The following is an 11,885-nucleotide window of genomic DNA, read 5'->3' as shown; positions in this document are numbered from 1 at the left end:
CGCAGCTCCGGAATACAAAAAAGGCGCGGCATGGGATGCCGCGCCTTTTTTGCGAGCAGGGGCGTTGCCCGCAGGTCATGGCTGGCGACCATCGCCCCTCTCGACTTCGCGGTAGCATCTCGGGCAGTCGCAACACTCGGCGCACTCGTGGCAGATGCCGCGCATCTCGACAAGGCAGTTGTAGACCATGAACCCCTCTTGCCGGGCCGCCTCCCGCTGCACGCAGTCCAGATAGGGATTATCCAGCGGGATTCGCTTGCCGCATCGCTCGCAGACAAGGCAGCCGGTCTGGTCGCGCACGCACTCGTAACGGCTGACGCCGTCCGTCAGGCGCACGCAGCGCGCCACTCCGGCGTTGGCCAGATGCTTCAGCGACCGGTAGACCGTGGACAGGCTGATGGAGCGGTCAATGGAGTGCCCCTCGTTGAACAGCTCTTCACACGTGACCGGTTTGTCCAGCGTCATGAACACATCGAGGATGAGCTTGCGCTGGGATGTCAGCTTGAGACCATTGGACGACAGGTAGTTTTTGAAAATGTCTCTCGGGTCTTTCATGTTCTCTTCGTTGTTTTATGCATCTCCGAGCCATTTTTTCAGAACCGCTCTCGCTGTGTGAGGGCAGGACTCGACCTTCCTGCATCAGTTTCGCAACAACCGCCCTCCAAGACCGCTGTTTTCCCATCCAACTGACAACGATTTGCAAAATCCACTTTTCGTTGACCGTATGCGATGTGCGGGTTTATCAGTGATAGCGAAATTCATTTTCATTTGCAACGAATGCCTTGCAAAGACCGGAGGAATCATGACGACGCAGAAAACCCTTGAAGCGACTCCGTGCGGCGAATCCGCCATGGTGGTGGGAGTGCAGGGAGGCCGCAAGGTCCGCAACCGGCTGGAGGCCATGGGAGTATATCCCGGCGCCCGGATCGAGGTGCTGAACAACGGCAAGGGCCCCATGATCATTTCTCTGGGTGAGGGACGGGTCATGCTGGAGCGAGGCGTGGCCAACAAGGTTCTGGTGGCGTGAACGCCATCCGGGATACCGCAACCGTCGTAGAAACTAGACCCCCGGAGGGGAAGGGTATGACACTGGACGAAATCAACCCCGGCGCGACATGCGTCATGAACGATCTCACTGCCACCGGAGCGCTGGGCCAGCGGCTCATGGACCTCGGCTTCTATCCCGGCGCGAACATCCGCGTAGTGCGCAACGCTCCCCTCGTGGATCCCGTGGAGCTCGAGCTGGACGGATATCACGTGAGTATTCGCCACGAGGAGGCCAAACACGTGGAGGTCGGCGCGGCATGAGCATGAACGACGTTCTCGTGGCGCTCTCCGGTCAACCCAACTGCGGGAAATCCACGGTCTTCAACATGCTGACCGGCGCGCGGCAGCATGTGGCCAACTACCCCGGCGTCACCGTGGAAAAAAAGACCGGCCGCTATTCCGTGGAAGGCTCGCGGGTCGAGCTGGTCGACCTGCCCGGCACCTACAGCCTGACCTCCTATTCACTGGAAGAGCGCGTGGCCAGAGACTTTTTGCTGCACGACAGCCCCGGCGCGGTCATCAACGTCGTGGACGCCTCCAACCTCAAGCGCAACCTCTACCTCACGCTGCAGCTGCTCGAGATGGAAATTCCCATGGTCCTGAACCTGAACATGATGGACGTTGCCGAGCGCAGGCAGATCTCCATCGACCAGAAGGGACTCGAGGAGCGGCTCGGCGTGGCCGTGGTGCCAACGGTCGGCAAGCAGGGTGTCGGCGGCCGGGAGCTCAAGGAAAGCGTGGCCGATCTCGCCCTGCGCGAAAAACGCCCCGGCTTTCACGTCGACTACACGAGCCTCGAGCCCTGCATCGAGGAACTTTCTCAACTGCTCAACGAAGACCAGCGCATGGCCGCCACGTATCCCACGCGCTGGCTGGCCGTAAAGCTGCTCGAAAACGACGCCGAAGCGGTTTCCCTTCTGGAGCGCAACCACTTCGACGCCCCCGGAGTGCTCGAGGCCATCAACAGGCTCCGCGCGCGATTTGAGGAAGAGACCGGACAGGCTGCCGAGCGGCACGTCGCCTTTGCCCGACACCGCGTGACCGCGGAACTCTCCCGGGAATTCGTGAGCTTTCCGGAAAACAGGCGCAAGACGCTTTCCGACCTTGCGGACAGGTATGTCTGCAACCGCTTCATCGGCCCTCTCATCCTGATCGCGATCCTGTTCATCCTCTATGAAGTCTCCATCGTCTTCGGAAACTGGCTGGCCCTGAAGGCGTGGCCCATGTGGGGCGCTATCGAGGCGTTCACGGCAGACGTCCTGCCCGACGCCGGATTTCTGGAAGACCCGCTGCTGCGCTCGCTCGGCATCTGGACCGTCAAGAGCATCACGGCCATCCTGAACTACCTGCCGATCTTCTTCCTGCTCTTCTCGCTCATCGCGATTCTGGAAGACAGCGGCTACATGCCGCGCATGGCGTTCATCCTCGACCGACTGTTCCGGCGTTTCGGACTTCACGGGCAGTCCACCCTGCCCCTGATCCTCGGGGGCGTCTACGTCGGCGGCTGCGCCATCCCGGCCGTCATGGCCACCAAGGCCATCCCGGACGAGCGGGCCCGGCTGGCGACCATCCTCATCGCTCCCATGATGAACTGCCTCGCCAAGGTCCCCCTCTACCTGCTGCTGATAGGCGCCTACTTCTCGGACGTTGCGGGTCCAGCGATGTTCTTCATCGCCACCGTGACCCTTTTCATGGCTCTGCCCGTGGCCAAGGTCCTCTCCCTCACCGTGCTGAAGAATCGGGAAAAGGCCCCGTTCATCATGGAAATGCCGCCGTATCACCTCCCCACCATTCAGGGCGTGCTTCGGCGCGCCGTGGAGCGGGTCTGGCTCTTCCTCAAGAAGATCGTGACCGTTGTGGTTGCCGTGGCCGTGGTCGTGTTCGTGCTCATCAACTTTCCGGGCCTCCCCGAAGAGCGGATGCAGCATTACGAGGCGCAGCGCGAAGAGAGCATGCACACCTTCATGCAGGCCGTGGCCAAAACCGACTTCAAGGGCGAGATCCGCTCCGAGGACATCACGCCCATGATCCTGTTCGGCGAAGCGCTCAAGAACGCCAAGCGCGGTGTTTCCGACCAGGCCAAAGCCAGCGCCATCAACGACGAGTTTCAGGCCGCCAATCCGGTGTACTACAGCGTGGTCAAGCGCAAGGGCGCTGACGGCAGGAAGCTCTATCGTCAGCTCAAACGGGTCATCCGCACCCGCAAGCAGCTGCGCCGCGACATTCGGGCCGAACGCTTCGAGAACAGCTTCCTCGGCATGGCCGGGCGTGCCCTCGAGCCGGTGACGCAGTTCGCGGGATTCAACTGGCGCATCAACATCGCGCTGCTCTCGGCCTTTGCGGCCAAGGAGAACAGCGCCGCCACCCTCGGTGCCATTTACGGCATCGATGGTGACAACGCCTCGGTGGAGGAAAGCATGCGGGCCGAGGAAGCCGGATTCACGCCGCTGCACGCGCTGGCGCTGATGCTCTTCATGGCCCTGTATCCGCCTTGCGTCCCCACCTCCATAATGGTCCGCATGCAGTCCAACTCCAACAAGTGGATGCTGTTCTCCATCGGCTACCAGACCCTTCTGGGACTCGGCGTGGCCTCGCTGGTCTTCACGGGCGGCAGCCTGCTCGGACTCAGCGGTTTCCAGACCATGTGGGGCTTTTACGGAATGTGCGTCGCCGCCACCCTGATCATGGCCGTGGTGCCGGATCGGGTGACCTGCGACGACAAAACCATAACGAAAACGGGCACCGAAAGCTGCCCGGAAGGAGCGTAACGAATGAAACGGATGATGCTTATGATGACTCTCGTGGCCGCCATGCTGGCTTTCGCCGGACAGGCCTTCGCCCACACTCCCCTTTGCGACTGCTTCGACAACGGCGACGGCACCGTCACCTGCGAAGGCGGCTTCTCCGACGGCTCTTCCGCGTCAGGAGTCAAGATGACCGTGGTAGCCAGCGGAGGAGAAATCCTCAACGAAGGCAAGATGAGCGAGTTCAGCGAATTCACCTTCGACAAGCCCTCCGGCGACTACAAGGTGCTTTTCGATGCAGGTGAAGGCCACATCGTGGAAGTCAACGGAGCAGACATCGTCGAGTAAACGGATTCCAGCCGCCGTGCGGTCCGTTCCGCGCGGCGGCCTTTTCTGCAACCATCATTGAAATCGATTGTCAAACTCAAGAGGAGAACCCCAATGAAAAAAGGACTCATCGTATCGCTCTGCCTCGCGGCCCTGTTGGCCATGGCAGTTCCCGCGTCCGCCCACTTCATGATGCTCTACACCCCGGAAATCGCCAAGGAGAAAGGGTCGGAAATGGACTTCCGCATCGTGTTCACCCACCCCGCTGAAGCCGGGCACACCATGGACATCGGCGGGGTGCAGGACTTCTACGCGCTCTACAAGCGCGGCGAGAACAAGGCCAAGAAGATCGACCTCAAGCCCTACCTCAAGGAAATCGACTGGAGCAACCCGCACTCCAAGGGCAAAGGCTACGAAGCACTGATTCCCAAGCGCAAAGTCCGCTCCATGGGCGACTACACCTATGTCTTCAAGCCCGGCTACTACTTCGAGGAGAAAGAGGGCATCTACATGCAGCAGATCACCAAGCTGGTGGTGAATGTGGGCGGCATCCCGGGCAACTGGGCCGAACCCGCCGGGCTGCCGTGCGAAATCGTGCCGCTGATCAAGCCCTACGGCATGTGGGCCGGCAACGTCTTCAAGGGACGCGTCCTTTCCGACGGCAAGCCCGTCGCCAACGCCGAAGTGGAAGTGGAGTATCTCAGCCACATGCCCGACATGAAGGCCAACGCCATGCACGAAGAGTCCTCCGTGAACTATCCGCACGACGCCTTCGTGACCCAGACCATTTTCTCCGATGCCGACGGCTACATCACCTTCGGCATCCCCAAATCCGGCTGGTGGGGCTTCGCCGCCCTCGGCGTGGGCCCGGACAAGGAACACAAAGGCAAGGAACTGTCTCAGGACGCCGTTCTCTGGGTCAAGGCCGTTGACATGAAGTAGACTACAGTTCAGCAAGCGATCCAACCTGCGCGGCGGATGCTTCTCCAGCATTCGCCGCGTTACACTCTGTTGGGCAGAACGGCTGCAAGGCTTGTACAATCGAATTTTGAGTCACCACGGCATTCCGCAAAAAGCGATAACCGCGCAGGCTCGAAAGCAGGCCGCTCTACTGTGGAAGCTCAGCTTGCCACAGACTCGGCCTGAACGGATCGCGGGGGTTTTGGGTAACGCAGACTATGAATGAAAATTGCGATCTTAAAACAACTACAGTACCGAATCGGTACTTGGTGCCGCAGAGCACGGATAAGAAAAGGAATATTTGATAATTACGCCACAGGGCGGGGGTGAAGGCAAACCTTAATCCCGGCCAGATGTCCGGACCCACCAGCAAACAAAAAAGGCTTAGGAGAATCTCCTTAGCCTTTGACTTCTGTGGCGGAGCCGAAGGGACTCGACCCCTCGGCCTCCGGCGTGACAGGATATTGCAGCGTGCGCACTCCCCGCATTAACCCGCATTTCACCGTGGCTTACGGTGTTTCAAAAAGGCGGTTTGCGGATAATTTTACGTCCCGATTTACGTCCCGGTTTATAGTTTAGCCTGGAATTTCTGCCTGCACTGAATCGGACAGGAGAAACCGTTCAATGGCATCAACAACCAAAGGGAAAGAGGTTCCGCTTTTCCCTTTTAGAGCACACTCCCACACAACCAAGACTCTCCACCCCAACTCGTTCAATCTCAAAATGGAGTCACGATCTCGCTCGACGTTTCTAGTGATCTTCTCTCGCCAATAAGCTTTATTGGTTTGGGGCCACCGAAATCCTTCACAGTCGTGCTTGTGCCAAAAACATCCATGGACCTGAATAACTGCTTTCCACTTCTTCAAGACAATATCCGGCCTTCCTGGAAGCCGCTTGTCATGAAGCCTAAATCTAAACCCTTTTGAATGAAGGGCCTTCCTAATCAACAACTCCGGCTTTGTGTTCTTCCCCCTAATTCCAGCCATTATCGCATGGCGGGCTTCCTTAGAAAAGATGTCTGCCATTATGGAAGGTCATACTCCAAAGCATCTTGCAGCAAGGGCCAGTCGATATTTAATCCTACCCCGACCCTGAAGCCGCTAACCAGCCCTGCCTTTCTCAGCACAGCGAATTCTGCTTGAAATGGCTTCCTTTGTTGGCCGCCCCGTTTTGAGACTGTTCTCATTACAGCCAACTCGTTTGCCAGCTTGTCTTCCAACCAATAGCTATAGTCAGTACCATTAAAACTAACTTTCGCTTTCTTCAGGATTGCATAGTGCATCGGTTTTTTTGAAAACAGTTCTTCTGACAGTTTGTACACGTAATGCAAAAACACGCCGTACCCACCATGCTGCACCAAAGCGCTCCTGAACAAAGCCATCGGCTTGCCCGAATTGCTATCCCCACTACGCTCGCATGCATCGACAAAAGCATAGCCAAGTCCTGTGGGCTTGCCGTCATCCTCAAGCATGCCTAAAGCAGACAACCCTGAATCAACATCCTCTCGATAACTATGCGCCCTGAAATGTAGGTTTTGGGCGTACTTCTTCCATGCTTCATCTTCGCTAATTTTCTTAGTCACGAGAGCTACTGTCAGCTTGTTTTTAATGGAATCTTTCCTGCCCGAAAAAAAATACTTAGGGCTACCATTCTGTTGAAGAATCTTTGATGGGCGGTCATTGCAAGGAGCCGTCCCCTTCACCTGTTGCTGAATTGGAATATTCTCATCGTAAAGAATATTCTCAAACCAAAAATTCCTCCAAACAACATCGTGGAAATCATCACCGGTAGCATTGCTAAGATATTTAACGGGATCAATTCCTGGCCGCAACTTGGCAACAGCTCGTACGAGCTCGTCAGGTAGCTTAGGAGTAGGCTCTGGGGGAGAGTCCATTGGCAATCGACGGGCTGTAAGCAAATACTTATAGAAAGCGTCCAGGTCGGTACTCCCCTCCCTGACATGCCCCCACAAGGTTTTAGTCTTTCCAACTTCAAGCTTTTCAGCCGCTATTTGCTGAGTATCAAGCTGCAAAGGCCGAACGCAATTCAACTTCCCTCTAAACGGAGAGGCGATCTGTGGGTCAGGATCAGAGTAGGTGTAAACACCAACAGGCACATTCTCATTAACTGAAGCTAAAACCTTCGCAACGTGTTCGCCTGGAGTGCTATGACTATCATAGGCATCAGGGATCACAATCAAAGAACCCGCGAAGCCTTTATTAAGATAGGCAAGGCTTTGCCCAATTGCAGTAAGGGTTCCATGAAGCCCCTCATTCGTCCTCTTAATTTCAAGGGCAACATTATACTCATCTTTGTTGTGCTCTACGCTGATCACCCCATCACTGATCGGCCATGACCTTCCACTCTCCCTGGTAGCTACGACCGATAAATCTTTTGCGTCTGGAGGCGTTGTGTAGCAACAACCAGGGTCATTTTTGTATATAGCTGCAATTTCTGTCGTTGCCCACGAGGCATACATATCGTGACTCATATCAGCTCCTTTCTTCCGGCTTTTCCACTAAAGAGTAATAAGCGAGGGGCGGCACATCTCCTGGAACCCAACCATTAATTTCTGCTTTCTTTATGTTGGCAGCAAGCACTTCCGCTAACAGAGGAGGAAATGCATTGCCGACCTGGATACACTGATTCTGCCTCGACCCTTTGAACTCAATTGCGTCAGGGAAAGTCTGAATCCTTGCAGCCTCTCGCACTGTCAACGCTCGGTTGAGCCAGGGGTGAATGGGGAAAGCATTATGTCCAGGAACCATTGTTATTGAGGGTTTCTCTCTATGGAGCCTTTTAAAGATATGGCTGTAGTTCTTTACCTTATCGGTTCTGTATCCAAATTTGAGATGATCTGGAAGCTCCTGAACATTAAGCCTACCCCCTTCAGGTATGTAGGTATATCTCTCTACTAGCAGGGGCTTGTGCTTCATTGGAACATGACAGGTTTGCTTCTCATAAGACTTCTCTGTTGAAAGGTCAGAGATGACCTCGCCAACAGTTCTATATTTATCCTGCCAATCTTTGGGATCGTTAAAAAACTTCTTCTTAGGCCAAGGAATAATATGACCGGTACGGTTACCAACGACGACTAAACGCTTGCGCAATTGAGGGACACCATAGTCTGCGCAATTCATAATCATCCATTCAGTGTTGTCGTAACCAATGGACTTGAACTCTTCTACAACAGCTTCAAGGAAAAGACCGTTATCCAGGTTTGCTAGACCGGGGACATTTTCCATCACAAACCAACGAGGCTGGATTCTCTCAACAAGAGCCAAGTATGAGTATACCAACTTATTCCTTGGGTCTTTATGAGGATCATAACCTCTTGTGTTCACGAAACGCCTTTTGCCAAAGACAGAAAACCCCTGACATGGAGGTCCACCAACGATGACCCCAACATCCTTCCCTGCTGCGGCTTCTATGACTAATGATTGGACTTCCTCTTCTGACAAGTCTGCATTCAAAAATGGGACATTAGGGTAATTAAAGGCATGCGTCTCTACAACTGACTTGTTGTTATCGACACACAGCAAAGGCTTCCAGCCTGCCCGACTAAAGCCAATCGTAAATCCCCCTGCTCCAGCAAACAAATCAACAAAACTCATCTCGTCGCCCTGCGCTTGCAAGTCTGGGAGAGATAGGCTGGCTTCAAGCTGACTGTACTTGCTGCTGTTAGCGACGATGACCCTTTCAGGGGATTGCTTGTCTTCCTCACGAATATCGCCCGCCATGTGCGCTAAAACCTGTCGGCCAAGCACTTCGCCCAGTAATGGGGGCACAGCATTGCCCACAAGGATGCACTGATTTCGACGATCCCCGACAAAAACAAAACTATCAGGGAATGTCTGAATCCTCGCGGCCTCACGGGGTGTAAGGCTCCTATCCAAGACAGGATGAACAGGGAATGCATTATTCCCAGGAACCATGGTTAAAGATGGCTTTTTCCTGTGAAGCCGCTTGTAAGTATTTCCGAAATTTTTCCTGCGAATATCTTCTGGCAGCTCTTCGGGTGCAGGCAAACGTCCCCCTTCGGGGATGTACTGGTATCTTCTGACAACAACGTCCGAATGATTTAATGCGATATGGTTTGAGACTTCGTCTCCCTTATCAACCAAATCCATTATTGCTTCACCCACAGTCACATAGCGCTTGAGGGTTTTGTCTCCGTTGCAGCCGTGCGTCTTCCTTGGAAAAACAAATGGTTGATCTAAACGCGTACCAAACAAGAAGACCCTATTTCTGACCTGAGGCACCCCATAGTCTGCTGCATTAATGATTGTTTTGTAGACAGCATAACCTTCCTCGGTGAATTTCCGAATAATCTCTTTTAGGAACCGTCCCTTATACATTGTTGACAGAGCTTTCACATTTTCCATCAAAAAGCACTTGGGGGACAAGCCAGAGACAACATTGAAATATGCTCCGAACAACTCATTCCTTGGATCACACGAGAGTTTATCACCCAACGTACTGAACCCCTGACACGGAGGGCCACCGAAAACAAAGTCAGGCTTCTTTCCCCCGCTTGCCTCTAACAACATCTCTGGAGTGACTTTGCGTATATCCTCACAGACGAAAGGTGTATCGGGCCAATTCTCTTTATGCGTTTTCTCTGCGTGAGGATTCAGGTCAAGCCCAAGAACAACGTCGAAGCCTGCTGCCTCCATTCCTAGGTGGAACCCTCCAGCACCCGAAAAAAGTGAATAAGCCTTGGGCTGCCGTCCCTTGCGCTCCACAGGTCTTCGCTCACCTATTGCCTTTTGCAACAACTCTTCAATACGCTTTGCAGTATCTTTACGAGGATTGGATTTGCCTGTCTCCCAACGATTAACAGATGTAAAAGATACTCCCAACCGGGAAGCTAAATCCTCTTGGGTATATCCGAATTTTTCTCTTATAATTTTAATTGCTTTGGACGGATTCATGCATTCTCCCATAAACTTATTTGCTATAGCGCTTTGAAGAATACACAGGCTCAAGCTAGTGCTCAATATATTTCTGGAAATAATCTAAACTTGTTTTTTTAACGCAAAAATCTGAGCAGCTTTCTTTAAACATATAAACCGATCTCCCCCCCTTGCCCCCCACCTCGCTCAACTAGGACGACAAAAACTACACACATACAAAACATGCCAACATCCACTTTACCCTGGGAACCAAGAACAACGCTGTGCGACTAAACAGAATAAAGACAATCCCACAAAATTGACTGACCAAATTCAACACCACGTTGACATTAAACAAACGATCGCCTTATGATGATGTCAAATCGGCTATTTCCGTCATGATTTGGAACAGTAATCGTGGCAAAGCATTTACCGCGTACACTATACGGAGAAACCACATGCCCAACGTTTACGCCTATCTACGAGTCTCCACCGACCAGCAAGACCTGGAGAACCAACGCCTTGAGATCAGCCAGTATGCCCAGGAGAACGGCCTGGAGGTGGACGGCTGGCTTGAGGTCAAGGCGAGTTCCAGGAAGGACGAGAAGCAACGGAAGCTGGATGTCCTCATGAACACGGTGAAGCGTGGGGATACCCTGATCGTGTCCGAGCTTTCCAGGCTGGCGAGGTCGATGCAGGAGGTGTTCAGCCTCTTCGATGAGCTGACCAAGCAGCGCAAGGTCCGACTTCATATCATCAAGCAGGGCATCCAGACCAAGGTCAATGGTGAGATGGACATGCAAACCAAAGTGCTGGTGTGGGCTTTCGGCATGGCTGCAGAACTCGAGCGAGACCTGATCAGCCAACGGACCAAGAACGGGCTGGCGAGGGCCAAGGCCGAAGGGAAAAAGCTGGGCAATCCCCAGGTGGACAAGTTGAACAAGGCCAGAGTGGAAGCTGCAGACACCTTTGCGGAACGTCTCAAGCCAACACTGGAGGGCTTCAAGGCGACAGGCATGACCCAGCGCAAGATGGTGGACGAACTCAACGCCTTGGGGATCAAGACGGCCAGGGGCTGCGCCTGGACGCTGTGCGGGGTGCAGCGCGTGTTGAAACGACTTGGCGTCTAGGCTGAACCCACCGCCATTCCTGGATTTCCCATAACCCGACACTAAAGCACAAGCAAACAGCCACAACTGATACATTCTTTTCTTCGGTCACCGTCTTTCCAAGACACCCTCACAAATTCAATAATGCCAGGAGGTTGTATTTTTGGACACGAACGCACATGGGCACATCCTCGCTCATCCTCATTCTCCTTACATTTCAAGCAATTATATTTAGCACTCACTAAAGCACAAGCAAACCACCTGATTTAGGTGCCACTAACGCACAATAAGACAGCCCACAAAAATTCATCCTGCACTAACGACCAAGCAGGCAATTAGGTTGCACTAAAGCACAAGCAACGATTTAGGTTGCACCAAAGCATAAGAAGACAGCCCGTCAGGACGCACACACCACGTCTTGGCGGGTTTCTCTTTTGGAATCCGACTCCATCAATGGAGTTGTAAAGTCCCCCCATCTTAGGGCCAGTTAAGTGTAGAGATTTCCGACCGGTTTTTTGAGGTTGCCCAGAGGGCAGGGGGTCCCCCCTGCCCTCTGGGCTGCAAATTCGATTGGCGTCATGTTGCCGAGAGATTCATGAGGCCGCTCCTCATTGTACTCCCTGACAAACTCCTCGGTGCTTTGGCGGACTTCGCTCAAGCTGTCGAAGATATACAGATCCAATACTTCCTCCCGATATGTCCTGTTGAAGCGCTCGATATATGAGTTCTGTGTCGGCTTGCCCGGCTGGATAAAGTCCAGCTCAACGCCGTGCTCGGCAGCCCACATTTCCATTGCTGTGCTG

Annotated in this window: 11 protein-coding genes; 6 read left to right on the top strand and 5 right to left on the bottom strand. The window is 53.8% G+C overall.

Annotated elements, in window-relative coordinates:
* Positions 1-75: 75 nt before the first annotated feature.
* On the bottom strand, positions 76-555 hold the full coding sequence (locus BR24_RS00555) for a Fur family transcriptional regulator (protein WP_496539564.1): 480 nt from the start codon (positions 553-555) through the stop codon (positions 76-78).
* A gap of 247 nt (positions 556-802) precedes the next feature.
* Between BR24_RS00555 and BR24_RS00550 the strand changes: the two genes are divergently transcribed.
* The 5 genes from BR24_RS00550 (at position 803) to BR24_RS00530 (ending at position 5,060) form a co-directional block, all read left to right on the top strand.
* Positions 803-1,027, top strand: a complete 225-nt coding sequence (locus tag BR24_RS00550; protein WP_496539563.1) for a FeoA family protein — start codon at positions 803-805, stop codon at positions 1,025-1,027.
* A gap of 56 nt (positions 1,028-1,083) precedes the next feature.
* A complete protein-coding gene (locus tag BR24_RS00545) occupies positions 1,084-1,308 on the top strand; it encodes a FeoA family protein (protein WP_496539562.1) in 225 nt (74 codons plus the stop codon).
* Positions 1,305-3,815, top strand: coding sequence for a ferrous iron transport protein B (gene feoB / locus BR24_RS00540; protein ID WP_496539561.1), 2,511 nt, complete (start codon positions 1,305-1,307; stop codon positions 3,813-3,815). The genes BR24_RS00545 and feoB overlap by 4 nt, the downstream gene beginning before the upstream one ends.
* 3 nt (positions 3,816-3,818) lie before the next feature.
* Positions 3,819-4,139 (top strand): hypothetical protein, encoded by a 321-nt coding sequence (locus tag BR24_RS00535; protein WP_496539560.1) that lies wholly within the window; start codon positions 3,819-3,821, stop codon positions 4,137-4,139.
* A gap of 93 nt (positions 4,140-4,232) precedes the next feature.
* Positions 4,233-5,060 carry a DUF4198 domain-containing protein gene (locus BR24_RS00530; RefSeq protein ID WP_496539559.1) on the top strand — a complete coding sequence of 276 codons (828 nt, stop codon included), beginning with the start codon at positions 4,233-4,235 and terminating at the stop codon, positions 5,058-5,060.
* Between the two features lie 593 nt (positions 5,061-5,653).
* On the opposite strand, the gene BR24_RS00525 is transcribed toward BR24_RS00530, so the two are convergent.
* The 3 genes from BR24_RS00525 to BR24_RS00515 are packed head-to-tail and all read right to left on the bottom strand — an operon-like array spanning position 5,654 to position 10,012.
* A complete protein-coding gene (locus tag BR24_RS00525) occupies positions 5,654-6,103 on the bottom strand; it encodes a very short patch repair endonuclease (protein ID WP_496539558.1) in 450 nt (149 codons plus the stop codon).
* Positions 6,103-7,569, bottom strand: a complete 1,467-nt coding sequence (locus BR24_RS00520) for a hypothetical protein (RefSeq protein ID WP_496539557.1) — start codon at positions 7,567-7,569, stop codon at positions 6,103-6,105. Before BR24_RS00520 ends, BR24_RS00525 begins: the two co-directional genes overlap by 1 nt.
* A 1-nt stretch (position 7,570) precedes the next feature.
* Positions 7,571-10,012 carry a DNA cytosine methyltransferase gene (locus tag BR24_RS00515; protein WP_496539556.1) on the bottom strand — a complete coding sequence of 814 codons (2,442 nt, stop codon included), beginning with the start codon at positions 10,010-10,012 and terminating at the stop codon, positions 7,571-7,573.
* Between the two features lie 419 nt (positions 10,013-10,431).
* Here BR24_RS00515 and BR24_RS00510 point away from each other — a divergent pair, with 419 nt between their 5' ends.
* Positions 10,432-11,103 carry a recombinase family protein gene (locus BR24_RS00510; RefSeq protein WP_496539555.1) on the top strand — a complete coding sequence of 224 codons (672 nt, stop codon included), beginning with the start codon at positions 10,432-10,434 and terminating at the stop codon, positions 11,101-11,103.
* A 466-nt stretch (positions 11,104-11,569) separates the two neighbouring features.
* On the opposite strand, the gene BR24_RS00505 is transcribed toward BR24_RS00510, so the two are convergent.
* Positions 11,570-11,885: integrase core domain-containing protein (locus BR24_RS00505; RefSeq protein ID WP_496539554.1), on the bottom strand; the 316-nt coding region annotated here is incomplete at its 5' end.

The sequence above is a fragment of the Pseudodesulfovibrio halophilus DSM 5663 genome (genome assembly GCF_059568665.1).
Note: the sequence above shows the minus strand (reverse complement) of the source record. Positions and strands in the feature narration are given on the sequence as shown.

Excerpts from the sequence above, each read along its gene's own strand:
- BR24_RS00555 (WP_496539564.1), bottom strand. The coding sequence starts at position 555 with ATGAAAGACCCGAGAGACATTTTCAAAAACTACCTGTCGTCCAATGGT.
- BR24_RS00550 (WP_496539563.1), top strand. The coding sequence starts at position 803 with ATGACGACGCAGAAAACCCTTGAAGCGACTCCGTGCGGCGAATCCGCC.
- BR24_RS00545 (WP_496539562.1), top strand. The coding sequence starts at position 1,084 with ATGACACTGGACGAAATCAACCCCGGCGCGACATGCGTCATGAACGAT.
- feoB (WP_496539561.1), top strand. The coding sequence starts at position 1,305 with ATGAGCATGAACGACGTTCTCGTGGCGCTCTCCGGTCAACCCAACTGC.
- BR24_RS00535 (WP_496539560.1), top strand. The coding sequence starts at position 3,819 with ATGAAACGGATGATGCTTATGATGACTCTCGTGGCCGCCATGCTGGCT.
- BR24_RS00530 (WP_496539559.1), top strand. The coding sequence starts at position 4,233 with ATGAAAAAAGGACTCATCGTATCGCTCTGCCTCGCGGCCCTGTTGGCC.
- BR24_RS00525 (WP_496539558.1), bottom strand. The coding sequence starts at position 6,103 with ATGGCAGACATCTTTTCTAAGGAAGCCCGCCATGCGATAATGGCTGGA.
- BR24_RS00520 (WP_496539557.1), bottom strand. The coding sequence starts at position 7,569 with ATGAGTCACGATATGTATGCCTCGTGGGCAACGACAGAAATTGCAGCT.
- BR24_RS00515 (WP_496539556.1), bottom strand. The coding sequence starts at position 10,012 with ATGAATCCGTCCAAAGCAATTAAAATTATAAGAGAAAAATTCGGATAT.
- BR24_RS00510 (WP_496539555.1), top strand. The coding sequence starts at position 10,432 with ATGCCCAACGTTTACGCCTATCTACGAGTCTCCACCGACCAGCAAGAC.